At 33.2% G+C, this 25,959-nt stretch carries 28 protein-coding genes; 11 read left to right on the top strand and 17 right to left on the bottom strand.

What is annotated here, in order from left to right; genetic code table 11:
* Positions 1–37 precede the first annotated feature (37 nt).
* Positions 38–1,060 (top strand): heparan-alpha-glucosaminide N-acetyltransferase domain-containing protein, encoded by a 1,023-nt coding sequence (locus tag ACXHHC_RS06930; protein ID WP_458228905.1) that lies wholly within the window; start codon positions 38–40, stop codon positions 1,058–1,060.
* On the opposite strand, the gene ACXHHC_RS06925 is transcribed toward ACXHHC_RS06930, so the two are convergent.
* Positions 1,049–2,026: a LysR family transcriptional regulator gene (locus ACXHHC_RS06925; RefSeq protein ID WP_458228904.1), complete on the bottom strand. Its 978-nt coding sequence runs from the start codon at positions 2,024–2,026 to the stop codon at positions 1,049–1,051. The two genes, ACXHHC_RS06930 and ACXHHC_RS06925, sit on opposite strands and share 12 nt — an antisense overlap.
* An 86-nt stretch (positions 2,027–2,112) precedes the next feature.
* Here ACXHHC_RS06925 and ACXHHC_RS06920 point away from each other — a divergent pair, with 86 nt between their 5' ends.
* Genes ACXHHC_RS06920 through ACXHHC_RS06900 form a run of 5 tightly spaced genes read left to right on the top strand, consistent with a single transcriptional unit; the run spans position 2,113 to position 4,080 of the window.
* Positions 2,113–2,505 (top strand): rhodanese-like domain-containing protein, encoded by a 393-nt coding sequence (locus tag ACXHHC_RS06920; protein WP_458228903.1) that lies wholly within the window; start codon positions 2,113–2,115, stop codon positions 2,503–2,505.
* Position 2,506: 1 nt separating this feature from the next.
* Positions 2,507–2,935, top strand: a complete 429-nt coding sequence (locus ACXHHC_RS06915) for an N-acetyltransferase family protein (RefSeq protein ID WP_458228902.1) — start codon at positions 2,507–2,509, stop codon at positions 2,933–2,935.
* Positions 2,936–2,995: 60 nt separating this feature from the next.
* Positions 2,996–3,211 (top strand): addiction module protein, encoded by a 216-nt coding sequence (locus ACXHHC_RS06910; protein ID WP_458228901.1) that lies wholly within the window; start codon positions 2,996–2,998, stop codon positions 3,209–3,211.
* 3 nt (positions 3,212–3,214) lie between these two features.
* Entirely contained in the window at positions 3,215–3,520 is a 306-nt protein-coding gene (locus ACXHHC_RS06905; RefSeq protein WP_458228900.1) for a type II toxin-antitoxin system RelE/ParE family toxin, read from the top strand.
* Positions 3,521–3,522: 2 nt separating this feature from the next.
* The gene (locus ACXHHC_RS06900) at positions 3,523–4,080 is read left to right on the top strand and encodes a hypothetical protein (protein ID WP_458228899.1); all 558 of its coding nucleotides are present in this window, start codon (positions 3,523–3,525) and stop codon (positions 4,078–4,080) included.
* Positions 4,081–4,158: 78 nt separating this feature from the next.
* Here ACXHHC_RS06900 and ACXHHC_RS06895 read toward each other — a convergent pair whose 3' ends face one another.
* The 3 genes from ACXHHC_RS06895 to ACXHHC_RS06885 form a co-directional block, all read right to left on the bottom strand.
* The gene (locus ACXHHC_RS06895; RefSeq protein WP_458228898.1) at positions 4,159–5,646 is read right to left on the bottom strand and encodes a biotin carboxylase; all 1,488 of its coding nucleotides are present in this window, start codon (positions 5,644–5,646) and stop codon (positions 4,159–4,161) included.
* Positions 5,647–5,673: 27 nt separating this feature from the next.
* Complete coding sequence (locus ACXHHC_RS06890) at positions 5,674–8,403, bottom strand: aminotransferase class I/II-fold pyridoxal phosphate-dependent enzyme (protein ID WP_458228897.1); 2,730 nt, start codon at positions 8,401–8,403, stop codon at positions 5,674–5,676.
* A gap of 235 nt (positions 8,404–8,638) precedes the next feature.
* Complete coding sequence (locus tag ACXHHC_RS06885) at positions 8,639–9,088, bottom strand: VOC family protein (protein WP_458228896.1); 450 nt, start codon at positions 9,086–9,088, stop codon at positions 8,639–8,641.
* A 288-nt stretch (positions 9,089–9,376) separates the two neighbouring features.
* On the opposite strand from ACXHHC_RS06885, the gene ACXHHC_RS06880 reads away from it, so the two are divergent.
* Genes ACXHHC_RS06880 through ACXHHC_RS06870 form a run of 3 tightly spaced genes read left to right on the top strand, consistent with a single transcriptional unit; the run spans position 9,377 to position 13,491 of the window.
* Positions 9,377–11,584: an urea transporter gene (locus ACXHHC_RS06880; RefSeq protein WP_458228895.1), complete on the top strand. Its 2,208-nt coding sequence runs from the start codon at positions 9,377–9,379 to the stop codon at positions 11,582–11,584.
* A gap of 55 nt (positions 11,585–11,639) precedes the next feature.
* On the top strand, positions 11,640–12,251 hold the full coding sequence (locus ACXHHC_RS06875) for a tetratricopeptide repeat protein (protein WP_458228894.1): 612 nt from the start codon (positions 11,640–11,642) through the stop codon (positions 12,249–12,251).
* A 7-nt stretch (positions 12,252–12,258) separates the two neighbouring features.
* Positions 12,259–13,491 (top strand): tetratricopeptide repeat protein, encoded by a 1,233-nt coding sequence (locus tag ACXHHC_RS06870; protein WP_458228893.1) that lies wholly within the window; start codon positions 12,259–12,261, stop codon positions 13,489–13,491.
* Positions 13,492–13,556: 65 nt separating this feature from the next.
* On the opposite strand, the gene ACXHHC_RS06865 is transcribed toward ACXHHC_RS06870, so the two are convergent.
* Genes ACXHHC_RS06865 through ACXHHC_RS06855 form a run of 3 tightly spaced genes read right to left on the bottom strand, consistent with a single transcriptional unit; the run spans position 13,557 to position 16,059 of the window.
* Complete coding sequence (locus ACXHHC_RS06865; protein WP_458228892.1) at positions 13,557–14,339, bottom strand: hypothetical protein; 783 nt, start codon at positions 14,337–14,339, stop codon at positions 13,557–13,559.
* A gap of 19 nt (positions 14,340–14,358) precedes the next feature.
* Entirely contained in the window at positions 14,359–15,267 is a 909-nt protein-coding gene (locus ACXHHC_RS06860) for a helix-turn-helix domain-containing protein (protein WP_458228891.1), read from the bottom strand.
* A 33-nt stretch (positions 15,268–15,300) separates the two neighbouring features.
* Positions 15,301–16,059: an SDR family NAD(P)-dependent oxidoreductase gene (locus ACXHHC_RS06855; RefSeq protein WP_458228890.1), complete on the bottom strand. Its 759-nt coding sequence runs from the start codon at positions 16,057–16,059 to the stop codon at positions 15,301–15,303.
* Positions 16,060–16,228: 169 nt separating this feature from the next.
* Here ACXHHC_RS06855 and ACXHHC_RS06850 point away from each other — a divergent pair, with 169 nt between their 5' ends.
* Positions 16,229–16,855, top strand: coding sequence for a Crp/Fnr family transcriptional regulator (locus tag ACXHHC_RS06850; protein WP_458228889.1), 627 nt, complete (start codon positions 16,229–16,231; stop codon positions 16,853–16,855).
* Between the two features lie 139 nt (positions 16,856–16,994).
* On the opposite strand, the gene ACXHHC_RS06845 is transcribed toward ACXHHC_RS06850, so the two are convergent.
* From ACXHHC_RS06845 to ACXHHC_RS06810, 8 genes are all read right to left on the bottom strand, one after another.
* Positions 16,995–17,720: a DUF5131 family protein gene (locus ACXHHC_RS06845; protein WP_458228888.1), complete on the bottom strand. Its 726-nt coding sequence runs from the start codon at positions 17,718–17,720 to the stop codon at positions 16,995–16,997.
* 1 nt (position 17,721) lies between these two features.
* Entirely contained in the window at positions 17,722–18,843 is a 1,122-nt protein-coding gene (gene tcmP / locus ACXHHC_RS06840; RefSeq protein WP_458228887.1) for a three-Cys-motif partner protein TcmP, read from the bottom strand.
* Between the two features lie 195 nt (positions 18,844–19,038).
* A complete protein-coding gene (locus ACXHHC_RS06835; RefSeq protein WP_458228886.1) occupies positions 19,039–19,560 on the bottom strand; it encodes a mechanosensitive ion channel domain-containing protein in 522 nt (173 codons plus the stop codon).
* A 28-nt stretch (positions 19,561–19,588) separates the two neighbouring features.
* A complete protein-coding gene (locus ACXHHC_RS06830; protein WP_458228885.1) occupies positions 19,589–20,086 on the bottom strand; it encodes a hypothetical protein in 498 nt (165 codons plus the stop codon).
* Between the two features lie 316 nt (positions 20,087–20,402).
* Entirely contained in the window at positions 20,403–21,350 is a 948-nt protein-coding gene (locus tag ACXHHC_RS06825) for a Kiwa anti-phage protein KwaB-like domain-containing protein (RefSeq protein WP_458228884.1), read from the bottom strand.
* Positions 21,340–21,900: a hypothetical protein gene (locus ACXHHC_RS06820; protein ID WP_458228883.1), complete on the bottom strand. Its 561-nt coding sequence runs from the start codon at positions 21,898–21,900 to the stop codon at positions 21,340–21,342. Before ACXHHC_RS06820 ends, ACXHHC_RS06825 begins: the two co-directional genes overlap by 11 nt.
* A 52-nt stretch (positions 21,901–21,952) precedes the next feature.
* Positions 21,953–22,957, bottom strand: a complete 1,005-nt coding sequence (locus tag ACXHHC_RS06815) for an IS30 family transposase (RefSeq protein WP_458228882.1) — start codon at positions 22,955–22,957, stop codon at positions 21,953–21,955.
* A gap of 258 nt (positions 22,958–23,215) precedes the next feature.
* Positions 23,216–24,259 (bottom strand): hypothetical protein, encoded by a 1,044-nt coding sequence (locus tag ACXHHC_RS06810; protein ID WP_458228881.1) that lies wholly within the window; start codon positions 24,257–24,259, stop codon positions 23,216–23,218.
* 272 nt (positions 24,260–24,531) lie between these two features.
* On the opposite strand from ACXHHC_RS06810, the gene ACXHHC_RS06805 reads away from it, so the two are divergent.
* Positions 24,532–24,915, top strand: coding sequence for an HU family DNA-binding protein (locus tag ACXHHC_RS06805; RefSeq protein ID WP_458228880.1), 384 nt, complete (start codon positions 24,532–24,534; stop codon positions 24,913–24,915).
* A 220-nt stretch (positions 24,916–25,135) separates the two neighbouring features.
* On the opposite strand, the gene ACXHHC_RS06800 is transcribed toward ACXHHC_RS06805, so the two are convergent.
* Both ACXHHC_RS06800 and ACXHHC_RS06795 read right to left on the bottom strand, forming a co-directional pair.
* Positions 25,136–25,609, bottom strand: coding sequence for an FKBP-type peptidyl-prolyl cis-trans isomerase (locus tag ACXHHC_RS06800; RefSeq protein WP_458228879.1), 474 nt, complete (start codon positions 25,607–25,609; stop codon positions 25,136–25,138).
* Between the two features lie 63 nt (positions 25,610–25,672).
* On the bottom strand, positions 25,673–25,891 hold the full coding sequence (locus ACXHHC_RS06795) for a helix-turn-helix transcriptional regulator (protein ID WP_458228878.1): 219 nt from the start codon (positions 25,889–25,891) through the stop codon (positions 25,673–25,675).
* Positions 25,892–25,959: the final 68 nt, after the last annotated feature.

The following is a 25,959-nucleotide window of genomic DNA, read 5'->3' as shown; positions in this document are numbered from 1 at the left end:
AAAAAAATGTAATTTGTATAGGTATTTACCATTTTAAATGAGTTCCAGATACCAAACACCAGATTTATTAAAAGGAATAGCAGTTGTACTAATGGTACAAGTGCATTTGGTTGAGTTGTTTGCAACTGAACAAATTACTTTGAGTACAGCGGGTGAAATTTTATTGTTTTTAGGTGGGCCTCCTGTTGCTCCTGTTTTTATGGCTGTTTTTGGTTATTTTTTGGCAATGTCTAAAAAGAGTTCCAAAGAATTGCTTAAAAGGGGAGTGCTTATTTTTTTACTGGGAATGGGCTTAAATATTGCTTTAAATGCTCATTTACTCTTTAAAATTACCACAAATGAGATAGCATTAAACCCATTAGAATACATTTTAGGAGTAGATATTTTACACTTGGCTGGTTTAACTATTGTATTCTTTGCTTTTACAAAAAAATGGTTGTTAAGGAATAATATAGCATTGTTGGCAATTTGTTTGGTGGTTTCTTTTTTAGGGAAGTTTCTTGCGGAGTATACGTTACAAGAGGCTAATTATGTAACGGCTTATTTCTTTGGAAAAGAAAGTTGGTCTTATTTTCCTTTGTTTCCTTGGCTGTGTTACCCGTTGCTAGGAATGTTGTTTACCAAAATTCAACCTCGCATAGATTTTAACCGACTACACAAGCATAAAACAAAGGCACAGTTGTTTTTAGTATCGTCTATTTTTTTGATTTTTACCATTCCATACGCTCTTAAAGTATCTTCAGATTTGCCACAATATTACCATCATGGTTCTGTGTTCTTTTTGTGGACCTTGTTTTTTTTATTGTTGTTCCTTTTTTGGATGTATCAATTAGAGAGGTTTGCAGGAAAAACGGTGTTGTTAAAGAGTATCAAATGGTTGGGGCAAAATGTAACGGTTGCCTATGTAATTCAGTGGATATTAATTGGTAATATTGCTACAGCTATTTATAAAACAGTAGACTCCTATTGGTTATTAGCCGTGTTTTTTGTGAGTGTATTGGTGGTAACTTGTTTGTTAACATTTCTGTACGAACGTTACAAAACAAGACTAAGCAAATAATTCCCTAAAATTGATGATAAAGTCTTGGATGTATTTTTTCTGAGTATCTTCTTTTCGAATGACTAAGTAATGTTTCCTTTTTAAGCCTTCTAAGCTTATCTTTTTATAGGCAAATTCATCGGACAGTTTAAATGGTTTTAAAGCCCATTTAGGAATACAAAATACTCCAAAGTTTGCTGCTACTAATTCCAGTGCAACCTCTGTTAATGGAATGGCAGAAATTTGTTTAGGTTCAGCACGGTTGGGTTTAAAAAACTGTTCATACACAGAGACTGTTTCAATAGGATAGGAGTGAATAATCAGGTGGATTTCTTCAAAATCTTTAGCCTTGATGTAATCCTGTTTTGCAAACAAATTTTCTTGGTGCATCACAGCAAAAATTTCATCTTCAAACAACTCAAAGCATTCTAAATTTTCTTCGTTGGGTTTAGTTGCCGTAATGGCTAAGTCAATCTCTTTAGCGATGAGTTTTGCAATAGGTTTATGGGTAGCTTCTAAAATTAAGTCAATCTGAATTTGCGGATACAAAACCCCCATTTTCTGAACAAAAGCAGGCAGCCCTTGGTAAAAAGAATAGCATTCTGTACTAATACGAATGGTACCTTGTGAACCGTTTTTGAGTTGCTGAATTTTATAAAAACTACTGTCAATTTCAGACAATACCTTTTTTGCCAATTCATACAATTCTTGTCCCTCATCGGTTAAGGTCCACTCATTTCTTTTTCTGTAAAATACTTTAAAACCTAGTTGGTTTTCCAAATCTTTTAACTGATGACTTAGTGCAGATTGTGTTAAGTACAATTGCGCAGCAGAGTTTGCCAAGCTACCATGTTCTGCAATGGTTTTAATCAATTTTAAGTATTTCATCTCCATATGATAAAAATACAATTTTATGTGCAGGGTTGTAGTTGAGAATTTTTCAATTATGATGTAATGGAATTCAATTTCATTTTTAGAAACCTTCATTTGTACTAGATAATTTTACGATCAAGTATTAATGTCAGTTCGAGTGCCAACGAAAGGAGGTATATCGAGAACAAAAAAGAAAAAATATGAAAACACAAATTGAATTTTACCAAAACAAACTAGCTTACGAAATGGATTCAGCAGATTTATTCGAAGCTTTTGAAAACCAAGAGAACGTAGTTGCTTTGGATACTAGAAAATTAGCTGCCTATAAAACAGAGCACATTCCAACAGCTATTAATGTACCGCACAGAGAAATGACAGCAGAGAGTACAGCGCATTTAGATAAAAATAAAACCTACGTTTGTTATTGCGATGGAATTGGGTGCAATGGTTCTACCAAAGGAGCTTTAAAAATGACTAAATTAGGGTTTAAAGTTCAGGAGCTTATTGGAGGACTGGATTGGTGGAAAAGAGATGGATATGCTACTGAAGGAACGAGTGCTGTACAAGGTACAGGAATAACGTGTAATTGTTAATATGATACGAAAAGCAGAAAGAAAAGACATACCACGATTGATAGAGCTGTTTGCAGCCCATGCAGCTTACGAACAGGCTTCTTTTTCGACCGAAGGAAAAGAAGTTTTGTTGTTCAAACATTTTGAGAAAATCCAATGTTGGGTGGTGGAGCTAGATGGTAAAATAGAGGGCTATACTACTTGCATCAAACAATTTTCTACTTGGGATGTTGCTGAGTATGTGTATTTGGATTGTTTGTTTTTAACCGAAGCTACCAGAGGCAAAGGGTACGGGGCACAATTGATGGAAAAGGTAAAGGAGTATGCCAAGCGAGAAGGTTGTGCAGAGGTACAATGGCAAACACCAGACTTTAATACTAAAGCGATTGAGTTTTATAAAAAGTTAGGAGCTAGTTCTAAAACCAAAGAGCGATTTTTTTGGGTGGTGTAATCTTAATTCTTATTTCAAAAATAGAAATTGTATTTTTGTTAGTATCAAAGAATTACGATTATGGATTTATCAGCAAGAAAATATCACTTTATACAGGAGTTATTGACTGTAAATGAAGAAGTAATGGACTCTTTAGAAGCTGTTTTGAAAAGAGCGCAAGAAGAAAAAGAAGAATTATCTCAAGAAACCAAAGATTTGTTAGATAGCAGACTTGCATCTTACCATAAAAATCCCGAAGATGTGTTGGATTGGGAAGATGTAAAAAAGTCTTGGTAAATAATGACTTATAGAGTTAAAATCTTGCCCAGTGCATATACTGATATGCGAGAGGCTAAGAAATGGTATTCAGAAATTAATAAAGATTTAGCTATAGACTTTAAAGAGCAAGTTAATTCTGAAATAGACCATATCTCTTTAAATCCGGAACATTATCAAAAGCGATACAAACAATTTAGACTGTCTCATTTGAAAAGGTTTCCTTATTCCATATTTTATATTGTAGATCAAAAGAGAAAACAGATTGTTACTGTTGGAGTTCTTCATATGAAAAGAGATCCAGAACATGTTACTAAAAGAGAAGTTTAAATATGGATATTTTTTATGAAGTTTTAAAAAATATTCGAATCCATATATTAGGAGGTTTAATTATTTATTCACTCATCTTCTTTATTCTAAAACTCTTTTTCTCCAAAAAAAAATGGTTGATAGATACTGATGAGAAAGTAATAAAATTGATTGTAGATTTAAGCTTGTTTTGTTTCGTAGTATCCACGCTTATAGTGTTGGGACGTCACTTTTTTGTAAGACCACATGTATATTTACCAGCATCAATTGTTCAAAACTTATTGTGGTTTGGATTGCCTAACTTGTTAAGATTTAAAGCCTTGAAAAGGATGTTGTTGCTTAGGGTGCTTGTTGGAATTCTATTTGTTGTAGATGTTAATATAGTAGGAGCAGTGATTGCAGCTTGGAATAGCTATGAAGCTTGGGGAGGTCAATTTCAGAATGAGTCAAGTTTTTTAGATACTATTGTATTGAGTATCACTATTTGGTATGTTGTTTTAGGAATAATACTAAAACTAATAACAATAGTTTCTGTATCATATCTATATGATTATTTACGACAAAAGGTATCTATGTTTTAGAAACTAGAAAAGAAACAAAAACACCACCAATCCAAAAACGGAGTGATGGTGTCATAAATGTCAAAAACTATTTTGGGGTTACTTTAGGTTTAGTTTTTGCAATTCTTCAATTTCTTCTGGAGACAAAGCACTCATATCTAAAATGGTTGCTTTTAATTGTGAGCGAATGGCTTTGATCCATTTTTTAGCACGTTCTGCTAATTCAAACTCATCAGACATTAATCTACCACGTAATATTAAAATTCCTACATCGGCTCCTTCGTACAAATAGTCATCTTTGCGGGTTATCTGTAAAAAGAAAGCCTCATTATCTCCTTGGATTGCTTGTCTGTCTACATCCATTTTTTTGAACTGAATGTTTCCATTGTTTTTCATTTCCCAAATTCCAGAAGCAGGTGCTTCGTTGGTAACTTCTAAAGTTTTGATAGTATGCTTAATTACCAACTGACTCCAGCTATCCATGTTTGCTTCTGCAGCCCAACGGTCAGTTAATTCTTGTGTATCAATTTCGTATGGAATATCCATCCATTCTAGTAAGTGGAACAAGAACAAAGGCACATCAGTATTGGCAAACTGTGCATTGTTTGTTAAACTACTAATTCCAGAAACACGAGGGTTTAATTCTCCCAAATAGATTTCACCATTGTCTTGGTCAATCAAGAAATCCAATTCAAAATAGCCTTTGTAACCTTCTTCTCGTAACTGATCTCCAAAACGTTGTGTGTAGACTTTGGCTTTTTCTCTAATTTCTGCATTAAAAGCATTTGGGTAAATTTCGTTTCCACACCATCCTCCTTTGTAAGGAGTTAATTCTTTAAAACCAACCAATTCTGTCATTAAGGGAGCAACCAAAGTTCCGTGTTGTGTAACACATCCTTCAATAGCTGTTCCGTAACAGTTGATGCGTTTCATGATTTTAACTTCGTCCTCTGCTAAAATCTCATCCGCATGTACGTTAAACTCCTCCTCATTTTCGATAAAGAAAGTGGTGTGACCTGAATCACCAAAAGGGGTTTGAATCACCAATTTGTCCCCTAATTCTTTAGAAATAGCTCTTAAATGTTCAAAACTTTTTACTTTAGATAATACATAAGGCACACAAGCAACACCTGCTTTTTCTGCAATTCTGTTGGTGTTTACTTTATGGTCTAAAGAAATTCGTAAATCCGAAGATGGAAAACAAACATCCAGTCCTAAGATATTCGCCAGTTGTTCCGTTTTACGATCGAACATTAGGAATAAAGCCTTTCCGGCTTCTCCGTTTACTTCTTTTTGGTCTATATGTGCAATTACTTCTGGGTGCGAAAGTAAGTAGTTGTTAATATCTTCTATACAAGTAAATTCCTCGTGTGGAGCTTCATTTTTGGGAGAGAATAAGTTGGGTAAAGCTCCATCGTATGAATCAATATAGGTGATGAAGTTAAAATTGTTTACCCACTTATCTATCCCTGTTAGGTTAAAGTTTGTAGCGCTTATAAAGTAAATTGGGGTTTCATTTTCTTTAAAGAACCTTTTTATTTCTTCTATTCCTTGTAATGTTTTAGTTGGTGTGTTAGAAACGTCCATATGTGTTTTATTTTTTTTGATTCAGTATTAATTTTTTCCTCCCATTTGTAAAGCTTGCATGGCATGCATAGCTCCCATAGCAGAAATGGTGTTTTTTCTATTTAAGGCTTGTTTGGTAAATACTTTTAGTCCTAAATCGGCTCTGTAACCGTGGATCTCTTTTACGTCTAAAGCCAGCATAAATTGTATAATAGCTTCACTAACTACTTGTCCGGGAACCAAAATTGGAAATCCTGGAGGATAAGGAATTACAAAAGAAGTGGAAACCAATTCTTTTCCTTCTGCCATTACTTCTAAACAATTCTCTAGCAATACATATTCGCATAAATCCTCTTCATAGCCTAAAAAGTAAGCTTCTCTAATGTTTCCACCAGGTACTCCTGGGGCCGCTAAAAACGAACGATGAAATTCACTAAAGTCGGGTAGTGGAGGTACATCGTACATTAACGAGTGAATGTGCTTTTGAGATATTTCTTTCTCTCTTTTGTTTAGGGAACGATTTTGTTCTTCTAACTCATCTGCAATTTGTAATAAAGCATTGGTTAAAAAAGTCACACTTCCACGAGTGGTACCAATGTTGGTCATCATTAATACCGTATTACGAGAGGTTTTATTGATTTGTATGTTAAAACGATTCATTAAATAATCGTTTTTAAACGTATCTCCCATAATTCCTGTTTTAGCTACAGAGAGTGTTAATTTGGTAGGGTCTAAAACAAATTCATCCTTTTCCCAAGCATCTTCCAGTCTGTCCCAACCTTTTTCATCGGTGTAGTATTCGTTTAAACCACACGCTCTGTATTCATTTGGAATAATATCGTTTACGGTTAATAGGCTAAAATACTTACTAAGTTTAGGATGGTCTTTAATTTTAGAACGTAAAATCATGGCCATTTCTACACTTTGCTCTACCAACTCATACCCTTCTAACTCCATTTGTCTTCGTCCAGCATCTAAAGAAGCTACAATCTGATAATTAGGAGAAGTGGTGGTATGAGTCATGTAGGCCTCGTTAAAAGTATCTGCCACCAAACGACTAAATTCCTCGTCCCAAACTTGTATCATAGATCCCTGACGGAAACTAGATAAGGTTTTGTGAGTACTCTGGGTAGCGTATACTCTAATTTTTACTTTGTCTGGATCGGGGAGGGTAGGTATTTCACCTGGCTCTAAAGAAGCAATGTGGGCTTCGTATTCTTCTCTATATTCTGGGGTTTTGTATTTGTTGTATAGTTTTTGGGCAACGTACATTCCTGTTCGTTGTTTGTACATATAGGTAAATCCTGCAAAGGCAAACCAGGCTTCGTCCCAAAGAAAAACCATATCGGGTTTAATGGCCAACGTCTGTTCCATTACCTTTTCTACATTGTATACCACACCATCAAACGTACAGTTGGTAAGCAACAACATTTTTACTTTGTCTAAACGTCCTGCTTTGCTTAGTTCGGTTAAGTTTTCACGAATCACTTTTAAGGGCACCGCTCCATACATAGAATATTCTTCAATAGGATACGAGTCTAAATAGGCTGGAAATGCTCCCGCTAACACCAATCCGTAATGATGCGATTTATGACAGTCACGGTCTACCAATACTACATCTCCGGGTTTAATTAAAGCCTGTTGTACAATTTTATTGGCTGTTGAGGTTCCGTTGGTCACAAAGAAAGTTTGCTGAGCTCCATAAGCTTTGGCAGCTTTTTCCTGTGCTTTTTTCATAGGTCCTGTTGGTTGCAACAAAGAATCTAAGCCACCGTTGGTAGCAGATGTTTCTGCCAAAAAAACATTACGTCCGTAAAAGTCACCAAAATCAGAAATCCATCTAGATTTAAATACGGAGTTTCCTCTAGATATTGGCATGGCATGGAAAACACTAATAGGTTTTTTACTGTACTCTTTTAATGCAGTAAAAAATGGAGTTTCGTAACGTTCGTTAATTCCGCTAATAATGGTTAAATGTAATTCTTGTAAATCTTCCATACGGTAGAAAATTCTACGGAAAGATTTTACGGTACTATCATCTAAATGAGTTAACGATTTATCGGTAATGTAATAAATATCTAGCTCGGGTCTAAACTGCTTAATGTATTTTCCTAACAGGGTTCCTAAGTCAGCATCCGATACCTCCGATAAATCAATCTTTAATACGTTTTGTATAAAAGGTTTGATTAACTGAGTGATGTTTTTAGATAATTTTTGAGGGGCATATCTAATTACAGCAGCTTGTATATTGTGGTTAAAGAACAAACAAATCAACGCATCCTGAAAAGAGCTTTGTACTACTAAATCGTAGGTAAGCTTGTCTCTGTAGTCGGTTAATTCTTTGGCTTTACTTTTTAGGTGTTCTTCTTCTTTAGAAGATAAATCTTCTACATATAAAACTTCAAAAGAGTTGCTGTTGGTATCTAAAATATCTTTGTCTCTAGCTCTTTCTGTGCTGTCAAAATGTTCGGGTCTTAATTCGGTATGATTTCTATAATCATCGCTTACCAACAAAGAAACAATTTCAGAAACACGATTGCTTACTGCTTTTAGTTCGCCTTTATCTACTGCGTTTATAATTTGTTGGGTTAAGGTAGCACCCGGGAAAGAGAAGTACTGCTCTATGCTTAACAAGTTTTTAAGGATTTCATCTAACTTTTGTAAACGGTTTTCCTTTTTTCCTTCTTTTGGATGCAGCGTAATTTGATTGCTGTGCTCTTTTAGCTCATTCCAAAGATCTACTCTTAATTGGTTAACGCTATAGTGTTTTGAAATCATGTTTAGTTCTTTTTAGTATGAAACAGCTTTTAGGATAAAGACCCTACCTTTTTTGTTGATTATTTTATTTAGTATCTAGTATCAGGTGTCGGGTATTTGGTATTGGTTCTTAGTGTGTAGAGAACAACCTATTTAATGCAGAGGACTGCTTACTGCAAATAAGTACTACTCTTATTAGTTATTGCTCAATGACTTCTGAATACTGCCAACTGAATACTGCTGACTGTCCACTGAATTACTGTTTCGAATGCAAAGCCAATCTGTTTCCTTCAGAATCAATAAATAAGGCAAAATAACCTGCTCCTTCTCCTAAGAACGTTTTTTCCATTACTACACGTCCTCCTGCTTCGTTTATTCTAGAAAGGACATTGTTTAAATCTTCACCACCGTTTAAGTATATTAAAGGACCCACTTCGCTAGGAATACACCCCGGACCGGCTACAATAGCACCTCCTATACCGCTTTCTGCTGGGAAGAATCCCATGGCAAAACCGTTTAGTTCTACAGTGTGTATATTAATACCATAGATGTAATTATAGAAACAAACAGAGCGGTAGTGATTGTATGCTGGAATTTCGAACCAGTTTACAAAGTTTTTAAAGGTTCCGGCATTGTTTTCTTGCTCGCGAAGTTTCTTTAAGTTCTCATCTTTTATCTTGCTTTTAAAATTTACCGTTGATCCCATAGTGATAAAATAGTTTGTAATCTTTTACATAATCTTTAAGCTTTCGTCTTAAAACTTGTTTTTTATGTAATATATTGTTGGTTAGTAATTTAGGTTTTTTTTGTTCTTTTTTTATTACAATTTTCTAAAAAAATGGTAGGGTAAATAAACGCTCTCATGTTTTAGACTTGTAACACTAGTATAACAGGCATCAAAAAAGAAACCCTAACTATTGTTTATGAAAAAATGAAATTAATTTTCAAAGGTTTATCTAAAGGTTTGAAAATAAAAAGTTTAAAAAAATATTGGATGACATTAAAACAAAAAATAAAGGCGAATTACTTTTTACAAAGCACCTTAAACAGTTATAGTTTAATGTTTTTTTCGCAAGACAATGTATTTGCATTGTGCATTTTAGCGGTTACTTTATTTAACCCTTTTGTGGGAATATGCGGATTGGCTGCAATATTAATTGTAAATGGAATGGCCAATGCTTTGGGCTTTGATAAAGACGAAGTGAGAATGGGGCTTTTTGGGTTTAATGCATTGTTTGTAGGGATGTCTATGGGGTATGAGTTTAACCTAAACTTTCCTTTTGTAATTTTATTCTTGTCTGCTTTAATCATTCTATTGTTAATAACAGCTTCTTTAAAAGGTTTGTTAGGAATGTATAACCTCCCTTTTTTGGTGTTTCCTTTTATAATTACCTATTGGATTGTTTCTTTGGCGGCTCATAATTTCGAAAATATTTCTTTTGATGAGACACATGTGTATTTAGCCAATAAAGCAGTAAAAGCAGAAGCTTCTTGGTTTTATTCCTACCTACATGCATTGGACGGACTGCCTTTGAGTTCTTTTGTGTTGACTTTTTTAAGAACCTTAGCGGGAACTTTTTTTCAGACAAGCGTATTGGCAGGGTTAATTATAGCTATAGGTTTGTTACAGTTTTCTAGAATTGCTTTTTCATTAAGTGTATTAGGTTTTGCTTGTGCTTACTTTTACTACTATATTTTTGGAGCAGATGTAAGCGATTTAAATCATAACTTGTTAGGAGCCAATTTTATATTTGTTGGAATTGCCATTGGATGTTTCTTTATCATTCCTAATATATATAGTTACATTGCCGTAATTGTTTTAACCCCTATTGTGTTATTAACTTCTTTGGCCTTAACTAAGATTTTATTGCAGTTTAATATAAAACCTTACTCTATTTCTTTTAGTTTAATCACCATTGGATTTCTCTTTGCCCTAAATCAACGATTGTTTTCTAACTATTTACAAGTAGTTACTTTGCAATATTTTTCTGCCGAGAAAACTATTTATAAGTTCCTGAATTCCATTCAGCGTTTTAAAAACGAGCATTTGTATAAATTGGCTTTGCCTTTTACAGGAGAGTGGAACGTAAGTCAGGGATACGATGGAGGAATTACACATTTAGGAGACTGGGGAAAAGCGTTGGATTTTGTAATAGAGGATGAAAAATCGAATACCTACAGGTTGCCGTTAAGCGCAAGAGAAGGTTTTGGAGTGGGACATTTCTATTGCTACGATAAAGATGTGGTGGCACCATACGATGGTTATGTGTATGATATTATCAACACGGTAGAGGATAACGATGTAGGAGATATGGATACCAATAATAATTGGGGAAATACCATTATTATCAATCATTTAAACGGTTTGTTTTCACAAATTAGTCATGTTAAAAAAGATTCTTTTAAAGTGTATATCGGTCAGTATGTTACCAAAGGAACTTTTTTAGGAACTTGTGGTAATAGCGGACGTTCTCCAGAACCGCACATACACTTTCAGTTACAAACCACTCCTGTTATAGGAGAAAAAACATATCCGTATCCTATAGGATATTTTATAGAAAGACAAGGAGATAAAAAACTGTTACGAGTTTCCGAAGTGCCAAAAGAAGGAACGTTTATTAGCAATGTAACCGTTACACACTTACTTTCTGTAGCGTTTGGTATGTTGCCAGGAGATCGACTAGAAATTACCAAAGAGGGAACCAATGAAACCTTGCATTGGGAAGTAAAAACCGATGCGTTTAATAGAAAACATATTTACTGCAAGACCAGTAAGTCTTATGTGTACTTTGAAAACGATGGCGTAATGTTTTATTGTACAGATTTTGAAGGAAGCAAGAAATCGGTGTTGTTTCAATTCTACTTGGCAACTTACAGACAGTTATTGGGGTATTATCCCGATGTTGTGTTAGATGATAAAGTACCGTTAATTCATTTTAATGCAAGATGGGTGCAGTTTATTCAAGATTTTTTAGCTCCTTTCTATTTGTTTACCAGAGCCAATTATCAAACTAAATTTGTAAGTGTAGACAATACCTATGCACCACAAAATATGGTGTTACATTCAGAGGTTGAAGCTTCTGCTCTGGGGTATTCTTTTAGAAAAGTTAGCTACCAAATGGAATTAAAAGACTACGAAATTAAAAGGTTTACAGTACAACATAAGCACAAACAAGAAACCTATTTGTTTAAAAAAAACTAACTCACTACAGTGAGTAAAAGGAATCAAATAATTAAAATCAAAAAAATATTAAAAGATGAAAAAATTAAAAGCCCTATGTATTGCAGCGGTTTTAGTTTGTACAACAATCAACGCTCAGAATAAAGAAGTGTTAGATGCTTTTGCAAGATCGTATAAGCACGAGAAAGAGAAAAAATATGCAAAAGCAATTTCAGATTTTAGCAAGGTATACACTGTTAAGTCGTACGAAATGAATTTGCGTTTGGGGTGGTTGTATTATTTGGCGGGAGGTAACAAAGAATCGTTGTTACACTACCAAAGAGCCGATGAGTTAATGCCAGCATCTACAGAAGCAAAGTGGGCCATGATTACCGTGTACTCTTCTAAAGAAAATTGGAACGAGGTAGAAGGATTGTATCATAAGATTTTAAAATTGGATGCTAAAAATGCTGGGGCAAACTATAGTTTGGGGCTTATTTATTATTACAGAAAAGACTATGTACAAGCAAAAAGATATTTTAACGTTGCTTTAGACTTAACCCCTTTTAATTACAATTATATGTTAATGAGTGCTTGGACAAATTACTTTTTGGGGAATATAAACAATGCATCGGTTTTGTTTAACAAGGTGTTGTTGTATAGCCCTAACGATGCTTCTGCCTTAGAAGGTTTGTCTTTAATTAAATAAAAAAAGCATGAAAGTAACGATACAACAAACGTGTAAAAATGGACTAATAATACTGTTTTTATTGGGAATGAACAGCTTTGTATTTGCGCAGAGTACCTTAACTTCTGCAGAGGCACAAAACAAAACCTACGAGTTATATACTCAGGGAAATTGGAAAGAGTTGACCAAAGTTGGGATGCAAGCATTGGATAATGGCTACGATTACTATTTTATGCGTATGCGTGTAGGAGTAGGGTATTACCAACAAAAAAAGTACAGATTGGCTCAGAAACATTTTAAGAAAGCCATTGCGTTCAATCAAAAATCTGATATTGCTAAGGAGTACTTGTATTACTGTTGGGTATTTACAGGAAGGGCAGAAGAAGCCAGAAAGTTGACCAAGACGTTTTCTATGGATTTAAAAAAGAAAACACAAACTGGAGAATTGCCCGCTGTAGAACATGTATTTGCAGAATTTGCTACCAAAGTAATAGAAGAAGCGTACAAAGAGGGGAACAATACCACTTACTTTGGAAATGCAACCAACGTTCAGGTAGGAGCAAAGCACTTTGTGAAGAATAATTTTTCGTTAACCCATGCTTTTACGGCTTTTAATCAAGAAAGTGTGTATGGAGAAGCCAAGCAAACACAATATTATGTAGGAGCCAACGTTCCTTTAAAAGACAATTGGTCGTTACAACCTGCTGTTCATATTGTAAGTACAGATTTTACTGGGTATGTAGGTTTTGAAGATACCACAGATCAGCAAACAAACATAGCAGCATCTATACAAGTTACTAAGAATTTTAACTATTTAGATGTGTTTGTAGGGGGAACTATTTCTAAAGTAATGAACTTAGATAGAAAAGTTGCCTTTGGAGGATTTTCATACGCACCATTAGGAAATAATAATTGGTTGTTGGGAGGAACTTTTTACGGATTTAAGGGTCAAAACGAAACAGGTATGCAAACTTCTATGGAACCTTTTACTTATTTTGAGTTGGGAAAAGGATTTTCAGCAAAAGTTAGTTATTTATTGAATAATAATACCAATGTTATCGAAAATAACGTTTACTTTGTAAACAATTCTATAGGTACTACGACTAATAGATTAGGAGTGCAACTAAATGCATTCACAAATAAGAAATTTTCCCTTTACGGAATATATCAATTAGAAAACAAAGAGATTGTGGACGAGTCAATTCCAACAATTGATTTTAGTTACAACTTGTTTCTAATTGGAACCAAATACTACTTTTAGTAAGTAGTATATTCTTTTTCATAGCAATTTTCCCAGCTCGTTTACGGACGAGCTGGGTTTTTTTATTAGGTTAGTAATTGATAATTTTTCCAATAATTGGTTTTTATAAGTTTTTCTCTTTTGTAGAATTCAGTTAATAATACGTATTGAAAGCTAATTAACAATCTAAGGCAAGACTTAGCTTCATTAAAAAGAGAGTTAATGTTTTCGGAGTGATACCCTCTAAACACAAGCTTAGTTGTATATTCTCCTAAATGCTCGTATTTAGAATAGAGATCATAGTATTCAAAAGCTTCTATTGAATTTGATAAAAATGCTGTATTGTTACATCTCTTTTTTATCTCCTTAATCATTATTCCTGCTGAGGTTGGAAACTTATTAAGATTTTCTTGGAGCTTTCCATTTTTATTTAAATACTTGTTAAAATGATTAATGAGTTCTTTTCTTTTTTTCTGATAGTCAGATTCAGAAAGATTGAAGATTTCTTTATAGGTTTTGAGGTTTTTTATTTGATAAAGTACATGGTCTGATTTTAGAGAGTCTAGATTTGCTTGAATGTTTTTTTCTTCAAACTCAGATTTTATAATCAAATAATCAACGGTTAACATATCTAGAAGTAAAGATCTCAAACATATAAAAAGAGAGTCAGAAAACTGGGGTTTGTTTTCTAGATTAATTAAAAAGATGTTTAAAGAATCCAGACCATTGGTTAGTTTAAAAAGTATAGTGAAAAAGAATTGTGAAGATTCTTTATCGTCATTAATACTTTTCATTTTAGGGTGGATTAACTCTTTTCTACAGTCGTGTATAAGTTGAGCTAGTGTATTGGAGTATTCTTGTAGTTTCATTTATTTTTTATATGAACAGTTAATTAAAAGATTTTCTAAAGGCTACTGGAGATAGGTTGGTTTTGTTTTTAAAAAGTTTGGTAAAAGAAGCAGGATGTTCAAAACCTAAGTTGTAGGCAATTTCACTTACAGATAAATTGGTGGTAGACAATTGTTCTTTAGATTTCTGTATCAGTTTTTGATGAATGTGTTGTTGCGTACTCAGTCCAGTTAAGGATTTAAGGAGGTTGCTTAAATAGTTAGGGGATAAGTGTAAACTTTGAGCAACTTGCGAAACGGTTGGAATTCCTTTGTCAATTAAGCTGTGTTGCTCAAAAGCGTTCTCCAGTAACTGCTCTAGCTGAGTGACTACTTGGTGGTTGGTAATTTTGCGTGTGATGAATTGTCTTTCGTAAAAACGTTCTGCATAGCTTAACAGCAGTTCTAGTTGGGAGATGATGATTTTCTGACTGAATTTATCAATATTAGCTTGGTATTCTGTTTTTATGTTGTTCAGTAAATTGATAAGTGTAGCCTCTTCTTTAGCAGAAAGGAAAAGTCCTTCGTTAATAGCATACCCAAAGAAATCGTACTGTTTTATTTGGGTGGCTAATGAGGTGTTCCATAAAAAGTCGGGGTGAATTAAAAGCAACCAACCCGATGGCTGATTGCTTTTAACATTAGGGTTGCTCCCCAAACTCATTACTTGATTGGGAGCTATAAAGGTCATAACGCCTTCGTCAAAATCGTATTCTTGCTGACCATAGAAAAACTTGTAAGGAATATTACGTTTTAAGCCTATGGTATAATAGTCTTGTCTCCATTTTAGCTCCTCAGTATTTTTAGGGTATTGAATGTCGTTATAGTTTATCAAGCTGATTAAAGGATGCTCAGGTGGAGTTAGACTGGCTACTTTGTGGTAGTCGCTAATTTTTTTAAAATGTTTCATCTCGGTCATTTCTATAAAATTATACAAAAGATTTTACACTAGCATTCCTCCAGATATTTCTATTCGTTGTCCGTTAATCCAGTGTGCTTTTTCGGAACACAAAAAGGCAACCACCCCACCAATATCTTCGGCTTCTCCTACACGACCCAAAGCAGTAATATTAGCAATAATTTGTCTCTTTTCTTTATTGTCTCTATTTGTTCCACCTGCAAAATCGGTAGCAATGGCACCCGGAGCTACTACATTGGCTGTAATCTTTTTAGCTCCCAATTCTTTGGCTAAATATCGGGTAAAGACTTCAATGGCTCCTTTCATCATGGCATAAGCAGACATACCTGGCAAACTAAAACGAGCCAATCCGCTAGATACATTGATAATGCTCCCTTTTTCGTTGAGGTAAGGAAGTGCTGCTTGGGTTAGAAAAAACACACTTTTTAGGTGGATGTTTAGCATTTCATCAAACTGTTCTTCGGTGGTGTCTGCTACTAAATTATAGGTTCCTGTGCCTGCGTTGTTGATAAGAAAATCAAAGTTTGGACTGTTGTTTTGATTGCTTAAGTAGTCTGTAGCTTGTTTTAGAAACGCTGCACCGCTTTCAGGTTGGTTGGCATCAAAAGGAAAAGCCACCGCTTTTTGTCCCAAGGCTTCAATTTCAGAAATCACCTCTTGGGCTTTTTCTTTGTTTTGGTAGTAAGAGAAAATAATGTTCACTCCGTTTTTAGCTAGGTTAATGGCCATGTCTCTCCCCAGTCCTCTGCTTGCTCCGGTAATAATTGCTGTTTTAGAATTCATAGTGTTTGTATTTAATATGCTATTACAAAGTTGTTGCTATTTTAGTTGGTTGCCTTTTCCAAATCTATGCTTGTCTTGTTAAAATCTATGCACGTATTTCTTTTGTGTTTCTGTAGCAAAATGGACTTGCTTTTTTCTAAATTTAGGGAGTCTTACCAACGCAAGAATTATGTTAACAGAACTAGAACAACATTACGGGTATATATTTGAAAAAGAGCTATTGGAAGAAATAGACCGAGTGGCTACCGTAAAAGAAGTAGCCCAGGGAACTACTTTAATGAACATAGGACAGTATGTAAAGTCCATGCCTTTGTTGTTAGAGGGAGCTATAAAAATTTTACGAGAAGACGATGATGGAGATGAGCTGTTGTTGTACTTTTTAGAAAAAGGAGATACCTGTGCCATGACCATGACCTGTTGTACCGGAAACCAAAAAAGCGAGATAAAAGCCGTAACAGAACTAGATACCAAACTGGTGATGATTCCCGTAGAAAAAATGGAGGAGTGGATAGGGAAATACAAAAGCTGGCGAAACTTTGTGTTAGACAGTTACCACAACCGTTTGATGGACTTGTTTGAAACCGTAGACAATATTGCTTTTAAAAAAATGGACGAACGTTTGCTAAAGTACCTACAAGACAAAGTTGCGGTAACAGGTAGTAACACCATAAAAAGTACCCATCAAGAAATTGCCTACGAACTCCATACCTCTCGTGTAGTAATTTCCAGATTGTTAAAGAAGCTAGAGAAGCAGGGAATTATAGCTTTGCATCGGAATTCTTTGGAGGTGGTTTGACAGGGTTGTATATGCTCAGTTTTTGGAAAATGAATAAACTTCTTATTACCCAATAAACGAGGGGAGTATAAAAATAATGAAGTAGGAGGCAAGAACAAAACCCTAAATTGAGTATATGCCGTGTTGGCTAATGGCTTTTTTATACACTATGTTGTAATTCAATTTCGGGCATTTCATCATAGGTTCTACCATTCAATTCTCTACCGTTTTTCTTTTTGTTTTTCCCACCCCATTGCTTGAAAAAGAATGCAACATCAGCTTTTTCACATTGTTCTTGAATATCAATTACCCAATCAGCATCTATTGGTCTTGGAGTATGACCACTTTCTCCTCCAACAATTACCCAGTCTATATTTTTCAAATTTAAGTTTGGAAGAGCTCCAATTAATGGCTCAAGTGACAAAAATTTTACTTTAGCATTAGTTTCTCTCAAATAGTCAATTCTGCTTTCTACTTTTTGTTCTTCAACTGAAACTCCCATCCAGATGTTATGACTCCATTTTAATTCAGAATGTAACTCTAATAATCTCTCAGCTCTCTTGGTTAAAACTTGAAAAACGTGTTGTGGATTTTCATTCATAACTTTAAAAACCTTTTTTATAAACTCTAAAGGTATTTGCTCATGGAATAAGTCGCTCATAGAATTTACAAAAACGACTTTTGATTTTTTCCAAGTATATGGTGTTTTAAGTGCTGATTCGTGTGTGCGAACTTCAAAATTGTCTTTGTATTTTTCAACTCCCATTGATTGTAGTCGTTTAGACATAATTTCTGCATAACAGAATTTACAACCTTGAGAAACTTTAGTACAACCAGTTGTAGGATTCCAAGTCATTTCTGTCCATTCTATACTTGATTGTGCCATTTTACTTTTTTATTATTTTGTAGGTTACAATATTACCTTTTCTAAAGACATTCACATAATTTAAAAAGGGTGATTTACCAATGTATTCTAATTTTCCTTGTTTCTTCATTAATTTCAGTAAGTCTACTGCATGTTGTGGAATATGACCATTAGAATATGTATACATCAAAACAGATTTATTAGTAACAGTATCTTTTTGTAAAAGTTTCGTTTCTAATTCGTTTTTAAATTTTTCAACTTTTGTCAGTTTTTGCCCTTCAAACATGTCAAGTTGAATTTTACTTTTATCTTCATCGATGTCAAAATCAGCCTCTCCATTTAAGCTATTTCTTTTCCATGCTATTTTTAAAAATTTATCAACTGCTGCATAATTTTTAGCACCGAATATGATTCCGTAAATATTTCTGGTTTTTTTAATTGAAAATGGAAATAATTTTAATTCAGTTTTTTGAGGTAATCTTGAATTGATTTTATTGAAAACCAAACGATGCATATTTCGATATTCCTCATTTTCTAATTCTTCAACATCAATCTCTAAAGCCTTTTTAAACTCATCTGTCATTCCATATCTTCTAAAAAAAGAGGATGAAACAAAATAGATAAAATCAGTTGTATTTAGTCTTTCGAGTTCATTAATATATTCCTGAGAGATAAATTTTACTCCATTTTGATCTAAATACACTAATGATGGATATTGTTTAATTATAGGTATTAACTTAAAGAATAATTCTTCAGCATTTTCATTGTAATAATTTACTGTGAGGAAATATTTGAATTTGGGACTTTGTGAAATAAAATCTTCACAATTCTTTTTGAGAAGTTCAAATTTATGTTGCTTTTTTCTGGTAGGTTCAAATTCATTAAAGTGTAAAACAATTTTAGTTTTAGTCCTCAAAATATTGCCTAAATGCTCGTTTATTTTAGTTAAAAGTCGTATTGGACTACCAGCTACGTTATTTGAATCATAACCTGGTCCAGAAAAAAAGTCAAATATGTGTATCTCACTAAAATGAGTTTGAGGTAAAAATGTAGGTATCCAAGCTTGAGCATAATCTTCAAAGATTTCGAGCTTAGTTATTGTTCCATTATCAAAAGGTTCAGAATGTATATTTTTTCCACTCATTTCAAATTATGTTGGGATTTTTCATAGCTAGTAGCCAACTTGTTATAAACTTACCAAAGGTATGGTTATCAGGAAAGGTATTCCCTAAAAGTACACCTCATAGCAATTTCTCATTCTCCCAAATTTAAAAAATTAATTCATCGGTACTACTATTAAAAACGTAAAAGACTGTAATGTGAGTGATGTTTGTTTGTCTTAGTTATTTTGTGTGTCAGACGTTTGGTGTATGGTTCTAATGGTCTTTTGAATAAAAATATTGTTAGGCAATGTAATTTCATCATCAGAAGTAAGAAGTTTTATTTTGGTAAAAAACAAACCAATATTTACAACTTTACCTTGTATTTCGTAGTCTTTGGCTTCCATAATGGCTATGGTGTCTCCAATTTTAACTGTATGACCAAAAAACAAAAGAATGCTAGAGGTAATGTTAGATAATAGCGACCACTGTGCAAAGAAAGCCACACCAACAATGGTTAAAACAGAACCTACAAAAACGGCCAAATCAGATTTTTTTACACCCCAAACAATCATACATAAGGTAATGCAAGCTAATAAGTTAATAAGGTTAATGACCTTTTTAACTAGCTGACTTCTTGTTTTTTGAACAACCTTGTCTATGATTTTTTTTTCTACAAACTGGTGTATAATAATTCTAAAGACTATAAAAAAAACGACAATAATTAGAGACTCTACTATTTTGGTGTAATATGTTTCCATGTGTTATGTAAAGTGTTTTTAGAGGTACTTAGCTATTGTGTAGCTTTAGTTCTTTGTGGTACTCTTTAATTCTTGCATGTGCCATTCCGTCTACCAATAAGATAACGGTTAACATGGCTATGGCAGTAATACAAATGGCTCTACAGGTTGGTGTGTTTATAAAAAGCATAAACAATGCGGCTACAATTAGTAGACTTGGAATCACCTTAAAGACCACGGTGTATTCTTTTAAGGTGCTCTCCGATCGTTCAATTTCGGATTTGTAAAAGGCCGGAGCATCTGTATCAAATGCTTTTTTAAATTGAGTAATTCTTGATTTGTTTGTGTAAAACAACCCAAGTCCTATGGTTAATAACAAGCCTCCCGCTACCAGGGTTGGAATAATGTAAGCCTTTGCCAAATCTGTCTTACCAAATTGCCAAAAACCAATGCCCGCAATTAAAAATAATAGGGCAAAGAAAATAAAAAAACGTGTAGAGAAGACCTCTGCTTTTGCCCATTCTGTGGCTAATTTTAATAGTTCCATAGGTTGCTTTAATTTGTGTTTTATCTGTACTTGGGAGTACTACTGCCTTCTACCTTTTTAGTGAAAGCATACAACAAAGGTAAGGTAGAACTAAGAAATTCTCTATATGCAGGTTTTCTAAAATTAGATGCTTTACTAAAAAGGGAGTTTCAACGACCTAGTTTGAAAGTAGAAAACTGAAAGCTAGAAATTAAGTTTAGAGTGTTGGGAGTTTAGTAACTCGTTAAAAAATACAAAGCCCTTAAAAGGGCTCTATAGTGTAGTTGTTTTCTTTTTTTTGGGGGCTTGTGTTGGGGTTACCGTTGTTGGCATTTCGTTATTTTTTATAATGTTCTAAAGATTTAACACTTTCTACATCAAAATCCTCTTCAGTTAAGTCTGAGTGAAGTCTTTTATTTTGTAAAATAGTTAATATTGTTTCAATATTATTATCCTCAATAATTATTTGGTCATCTGTAAATTCAACTCCCCATTGTTTAATATCGTTAATAGTTTTAAATCTGTTAAGAAATAGTTGGTCTTTATAATGACCTAGTTTTTTTATAGTTGAAATTTTTCTTAAGTATCTCTGATTATTACCAACCTTTTCTTCAAGTTTATCGATGTTTACAAATAAGTTTAATGATTGAGCTTCTTCGTAAAATTCATTAGCTTTAGAAATCATTCCTTCTCTAAAATTTAAACCAGCCTCAAATCCTTTTTTATTTAAGATAAATAGATTTTCAGAATAATAGATAAAGTCAAGAGAATTAGATATACTAAATACGTTTTCTTCTTCAAGGTCTTCAAAACGATTTTCTTTATATAGTAGAGGAATGAATCCTTTACTTTTTTTCATTTTCCAATTTTCAGGTAACTTTTTAAACCCAACTAGTTTTATTTCAGAGTCAATTCTTAATATAATTAGATAAGATTTAGATTTTACTAATTCGTCAACATTTTCGATAATATCTTCTTCAGGGTTTAAATCAATTAGTTTATCTAATATTTTTTCAAAATCGGTGCCTTCTGAATTTATAGACCTTATTTGATCTTCTTCCGGTTCAGGGCAGTCAAAGGAATACTCTTCTATACTGTTAGATTTTTCAATTTTATTTTTAATAATGTTAGCTAAACGAGTTTCTAATTTCTCGTCTATTGGAACGTAACTAATATTATACTTAGATTCTCTTTTACTTTTATATTCTTTAACTACAGCTAATGATATACTTGAATTAGATAAATCTAATTTTTTTAGGGATTTAAAAGTTTGTTTAATTGTCATTTTCTTCTTTTTCTTTTGCTAAGTATAAAAATCGTGTTAAACTTCTAATATATAGTTTATCACCTTTTTTAAGGTTCTCAAATTTATTTAAGATAATTGTATTATGTTCTTTTTTTTCAAATTCATATTTAATATCGTATAGGTTGTATCCCATTAATAGTAAAATAGGATTAAGAAATACCGATTTACTTTTAATTGTCAAAAAAAGCATTAATAATAAAAAGATAATTAAGGAGAAAACATCATCCATTTTAGCTAAATCAAACCCAAAGAATGAAACAATGTATGGTATTGTGTAATTTATCAAGTCAACAGATCTATTTTGTACTTCTATAACTTTAACTTGATAATTACCTTTTTTTATTAGCTTTATTGATAATACGAGAAGTATAATACTCAACGAAGATACTATCAATAGTGATAAAACCACGATAGGATGTTTAAATCCTCTCCAACAATTAAAATCAAAATCTTTTACTATTAAGATTAATGATAGAGGTGAATATGCGCTAATAAATAATAATATTGATGTTATTAATTTAGGTTTCATTTCGTGGATTCAACATTAAAACGCAACATATCGCATTAATAATTACTTGATTCTAAGCTACAATTTTTAGTTCAGAATTTAATATTTCTTTAGGAGTTTTATACCCAATAATTTTGCGAGGTCTATCGTTTAGTTTTTCTTGTATTTTTTTAAGAGTTTTTTGATTTATTTTAGAGAAGTCAGTTCCTTTAGGGAAGTACCTTCTGATAAGCCCATTAGTATTTTCATTAGTCCCTCTTTCCCAAGAAGAATAGGGGTGAGCAAAGTAAATTTTCACTCCTGTTTTTTGAGTTATGATTTCATGTTTAGCCATTTCCATTCCATTATCATAGGTCATAGTTTTTTTAAGGATAGGATCTAACTGATTAAGTTCACGAATGAACTTTTTAGCTATTTCAGAAGCATTTCTAGCATTTAATTTTACGATGATTGTATATCTAGATTTTCTTTCTACAATAGTTCCAATGACAGATTTTTGACCTAGACCGACAATTAAATCACCTTCCCAGTGTCCAATTTCATTTCTTAATTCAATGTGCTTAGGTCTGTTGTCTATACTGACTTGATTTATGATTTTAGAACCTTTTCCACGCTTCTTTTTGATGGGTCTACGTCTAGTTTTCTTTCGTACTAATAGTTTGATTAGTTTTTTATTTAAAGCCCCTTGAGGTGTTAGATAAATGTGTCTGTATATAGCTTCATGCGATATGGACATCACCGGGTCATTAGGATATTCGATTTTGATTCTTCCCGAAATTTGCTCAGGAGTCCAACCTTTCAATAAGCCTTTATAGACATAAAATTTTAATCTTTTATGTGTGTTTATTTTATCAAGGTTTCTTTTATTGAGATAATAATCTTTAGCAGACCAAAAAGCAATTTCAGCACTATATTCTTCTCTGTAGTTATCTCCCCATTTTCTAAGTTCTCTAGATATTGTAGATCTAGCTCTGGAAAGAGATTTAGCAATGTAGGATTGTGACTTGTTTTCTTTCAATAAAGTCTCAATGATAACTCTTTCTTTAAGGGATAATTTCTTGTGTTTTTTGATGTCCATTCTACAAATCTAAAAAGTAAGATTTGTTGCGTTAAGTTATTGAATAGACCTTTTTTGTTTTTAATGAATGCCAACGGACTTGTGTATGAAACGTAGCGTGTAAAAAGATGCTAAATTTTCGGATTAACACAGAGCCGAATTTTTATATTCTGTTTTTAACTTTTCTAATCTAAAAGCCAAATTTAAAAATTTGGCGGTCTTTGCAAATAAGCACAACTTTTTGGTTTAGCACTTACCAGCTATGTTTTATACACCTTGTTAGCCCTCGTTTTTGACCACTTTTGAAATCAGTTCAGATAGTTTGTTTAATAAATCTTTTTCTTTAACTGAATCTTTCGATTCGACTTTTTCTTTTATCGAGTGATTTCTTTCCGTATTTGCCAAACTTAATATGGCACTCCTCAATGTCTCTTTCTCATTCGTTGCATATGAAAATGATACAGCAGAGAGTTTAGATTCAATATTTGTAAGTTCATTTTGGAAAAATTTTATTTCAGTTAAACCTTGTTTGTATAGTTTTAAAAAGAAATAAGAAAAAATTTCAATGAACAAGACTAGTAATATTCTAGGAACGATAGGTATAAATAAGTTTTTGAGAAATTTATAATTTGAATCATTTCCTTCTGAGGCAAGTTGTTTAAGTAATTCTGATGAATCAATTATATTAACAGTTGACCAAAGTAACCATAAGCCGCCAAAAGTTATAATTAAACCAAATACTAGATTGATGTTAGCTCTTAATCTTAAGTCTTTTATTTCTCTTTTTAATCTTGAGACAATTTCTTTAGAAGAATCTAAAACTCTAGTAAAAGATGATTCTGCTTCTAAATCATTTTTGATATCCGTAATTTTACTATCGAAAATCCTTGTTAAGGTTTCAGTTGTAAGATTATCAATTATTTTTCCTTCAATAGAAGCTTTGTCAGAGTCATTGAAATTATAATCAGTTTTAATAGTTTTTATGGACTTTTTTAGGTCATTTATTTCTTTAGTTAGATTGTTTATTTTCCTTTCATTAAAATCATTTATTTCATCTTCATCATATCTCTTCTTCTTGCCACCTGATTGAAGATATATTATGGCAAATGAGCCAAATGCTATGGATATGAACAATAAAAATGTTTTTTCGTTTGCTATCGGCAAGTTATACTTTTCAGTAAATGTGTAATAAAGCCTTTCGTCAGTTAAACCAAAAAACGTCAATAAAGAAACAAGTGCTGAGAAAGCTCCTATTAGAACCAAAATTTTGTTAGATCCAATTCTTTTTATGATTCTAATATAAGCTTCTAAAATATTTTTCATTGAGTTCAAGTGTTTTTTTCAAATGAGGGCTAACTCGTTATATCCGTTCATTTATTACGCTTATCCGGGGTATTATCCAAATAACCGTAGTTTGTAGTTGCACGTATTTCCTCAAATTTAACCAATTATACATAGAAAGACTCACCTAAAAGTATGATGTCGTGTGTTTTGTTGTAATGCTAGTTAGGGGTGCTACAGACATATATACTGAACTTTTTTTATCTTGTAACAATGTTTGCTATGACATGTGTATTGTTTAAAAAAGAAAAATTATGATAGAGATTAAACCATCTTTAAAAGGAGACCCTAGAGATGCTACTGCAGCTAAAAAATACTACGCAAGAGCTGTGGCTACAGGGAGTGTAGATTTAGAACGTTTGGCTTATTTGGTATCGCACCAAAGCAGTGTAAACGAGGGAGATTGTTACAATGTAATTATTACGTTGGTTAATAACATTGTAGACGAGCTACAACAAGGAAAAATAGTAAAGCTAGACCGTTTGGGGGCTTTTCAGGTAAGTGTTAATTCTGTTGCAGAGGAAACAGCAGAAGCAGTAACGGCCAATTCTGTTGTAAAAAGTAGAATGGTCTTTCGTCCCGACACACGCATTCGTAACATGCTTAAGAACTTAAAATACAAAGTAAGCAAAGGATAGCAATTGTCCTTATTGACAAGAGCTACGTAACTTTTGCATTATTGGCCTAGGTGTATTAAATAAACGGTGTACACCGTTTATTTGGTTTGCCTACACCAATGAACTAGTTGGTCTACACTAATTGTTTGGTTGGTGTACACCAATATTTTTATAGCAGCGTTGTGCTGGTACTGTTGCTAATAGGCTTGTGGTTAGAATGCTTGTGTAGAGAAGGCTAGAACTAGTTTATGGCAATCAACTCCACATCAAAAATTAGCACAGAACCACCAGGTATACTCGCAAAGTTAAAACTACCATAGCCCAAGTGAGCTGGGATTAATAGTGTAGCACTTCCTCCTTCTTTAAGGTATTGTATTCCTTCTGTCCAACCTTGGATTACGCCGCTTAAGTTAAAAGTATTTTCGTTGTCAGGTTCTTCAAAAACAGCTCCGTTGGTATAATATCCTTTATAAGTAACTGTAACGTTGTCTGTAGCTGTTGGGTGGGCTCCGGTTCCTGGTTCATTAATGATATAGTACAAACCAGATTCGGTTTTGGTAGCAGTTAAGTTGTTATCTGCGATGTATTGGGTAATGGTAGCATCGTTTTGTTCTCTAAAATCAGGAATTTCAAAAGTAGAAGAGTTGTCGTCTAAACAAGAGGTGCAAATTGCAATTAGAAAAAATACACAGGCTTTTAAAGATAGCGCTTTCATTGGGTGTTGTTTAAAATTGAGCTTGAATATACAAACATTCTAGAAACTGTAGGGGAGAGGTGCTCAGTAAAGTGGTTTGCTATATGCTAAAAAGATCAATTCAGTGTCAGATTCTATTGCTAGTTTTTTAAAAATGATATTCTTATAGCTGATGGCTTTGTCTATGTTGATTTTTAGTGTTTCGGCTATTTCTTGTTCGTTGGAACCTTTTACAATTAAAAGCACTATTTCTTTCTCTAGTTGGGTAAGAGATTCTAATGTATGATTTTCTTTTTTCTTCATTGTCTATAAACTAGTACCAAAAGTCTAAAGATATAAGCATAAAAAAAATACCCCATATGGGGTATTTT

The sequence above is a fragment of the Wenyingzhuangia sp. IMCC45574 genome (assembly GCF_054182685.1).
Note: the sequence above shows the minus strand (reverse complement) of the source record. Positions and strands in the feature narration are given on the sequence as shown.

Excerpts from the sequence above, each read along its gene's own strand:
- ACXHHC_RS06930 (WP_458228905.1), top strand. The coding sequence starts at position 38 with ATGAGTTCCAGATACCAAACACCAGATTTATTAAAAGGAATAGCAGTT.
- ACXHHC_RS06925 (WP_458228904.1), bottom strand. The coding sequence starts at position 2,026 with ATGAAGGTTTCTAAAAATGAAATTGAATTCCATTACATCATAATTGAA.
- ACXHHC_RS06920 (WP_458228903.1), top strand. The coding sequence starts at position 2,113 with ATGAAAACACAAATTGAATTTTACCAAAACAAACTAGCTTACGAAATG.
- ACXHHC_RS06915 (WP_458228902.1), top strand. The coding sequence starts at position 2,507 with ATGATACGAAAAGCAGAAAGAAAAGACATACCACGATTGATAGAGCTG.
- ACXHHC_RS06910 (WP_458228901.1), top strand. The coding sequence starts at position 2,996 with ATGGATTTATCAGCAAGAAAATATCACTTTATACAGGAGTTATTGACT.
- ACXHHC_RS06905 (WP_458228900.1), top strand. The coding sequence starts at position 3,215 with ATGACTTATAGAGTTAAAATCTTGCCCAGTGCATATACTGATATGCGA.
- ACXHHC_RS06900 (WP_458228899.1), top strand. The coding sequence starts at position 3,523 with ATGGATATTTTTTATGAAGTTTTAAAAAATATTCGAATCCATATATTA.
- ACXHHC_RS06895 (WP_458228898.1), bottom strand. The coding sequence starts at position 5,646 with ATGGACGTTTCTAACACACCAACTAAAACATTACAAGGAATAGAAGAA.
- ACXHHC_RS06890 (WP_458228897.1), bottom strand. The coding sequence starts at position 8,403 with ATGATTTCAAAACACTATAGCGTTAACCAATTAAGAGTAGATCTTTGG.
- ACXHHC_RS06885 (WP_458228896.1), bottom strand. The coding sequence starts at position 9,088 with ATGGGATCAACGGTAAATTTTAAAAGCAAGATAAAAGATGAGAACTTA.
- ACXHHC_RS06880 (WP_458228895.1), top strand. The coding sequence starts at position 9,377 with ATGACATTAAAACAAAAAATAAAGGCGAATTACTTTTTACAAAGCACC.
- ACXHHC_RS06875 (WP_458228894.1), top strand. The coding sequence starts at position 11,640 with ATGAAAAAATTAAAAGCCCTATGTATTGCAGCGGTTTTAGTTTGTACA.
- ACXHHC_RS06870 (WP_458228893.1), top strand. The coding sequence starts at position 12,259 with ATGAAAGTAACGATACAACAAACGTGTAAAAATGGACTAATAATACTG.
- ACXHHC_RS06865 (WP_458228892.1), bottom strand. The coding sequence starts at position 14,339 with ATGAAACTACAAGAATACTCCAATACACTAGCTCAACTTATACACGAC.
- ACXHHC_RS06860 (WP_458228891.1), bottom strand. The coding sequence starts at position 15,267 with ATGAAACATTTTAAAAAAATTAGCGACTACCACAAAGTAGCCAGTCTA.
- ACXHHC_RS06855 (WP_458228890.1), bottom strand. The coding sequence starts at position 16,059 with ATGAATTCTAAAACAGCAATTATTACCGGAGCAAGCAGAGGACTGGGG.
- ACXHHC_RS06850 (WP_458228889.1), top strand. The coding sequence starts at position 16,229 with ATGTTAACAGAACTAGAACAACATTACGGGTATATATTTGAAAAAGAG.
- ACXHHC_RS06845 (WP_458228888.1), bottom strand. The coding sequence starts at position 17,720 with ATGGCACAATCAAGTATAGAATGGACAGAAATGACTTGGAATCCTACA.
- tcmP (WP_458228887.1), bottom strand. The coding sequence starts at position 18,843 with ATGAGTGGAAAAAATATACATTCTGAACCTTTTGATAATGGAACAATA.
- ACXHHC_RS06835 (WP_458228886.1), bottom strand. The coding sequence starts at position 19,560 with ATGGAAACATATTACACCAAAATAGTAGAGTCTCTAATTATTGTCGTT.
- ACXHHC_RS06830 (WP_458228885.1), bottom strand. The coding sequence starts at position 20,086 with ATGGAACTATTAAAATTAGCCACAGAATGGGCAAAAGCAGAGGTCTTC.
- ACXHHC_RS06825 (WP_458228884.1), bottom strand. The coding sequence starts at position 21,350 with ATGACAATTAAACAAACTTTTAAATCCCTAAAAAAATTAGATTTATCT.
- ACXHHC_RS06820 (WP_458228883.1), bottom strand. The coding sequence starts at position 21,900 with ATGAAACCTAAATTAATAACATCAATATTATTATTTATTAGCGCATAT.
- ACXHHC_RS06815 (WP_458228882.1), bottom strand. The coding sequence starts at position 22,957 with ATGGACATCAAAAAACACAAGAAATTATCCCTTAAAGAAAGAGTTATC.
- ACXHHC_RS06810 (WP_458228881.1), bottom strand. The coding sequence starts at position 24,259 with ATGAAAAATATTTTAGAAGCTTATATTAGAATCATAAAAAGAATTGGA.
- ACXHHC_RS06805 (WP_458228880.1), top strand. The coding sequence starts at position 24,532 with ATGATAGAGATTAAACCATCTTTAAAAGGAGACCCTAGAGATGCTACT.
- ACXHHC_RS06800 (WP_458228879.1), bottom strand. The coding sequence starts at position 25,609 with ATGAAAGCGCTATCTTTAAAAGCCTGTGTATTTTTTCTAATTGCAATT.
- ACXHHC_RS06795 (WP_458228878.1), bottom strand. The coding sequence starts at position 25,891 with ATGAAGAAAAAAGAAAATCATACATTAGAATCTCTTACCCAACTAGAG.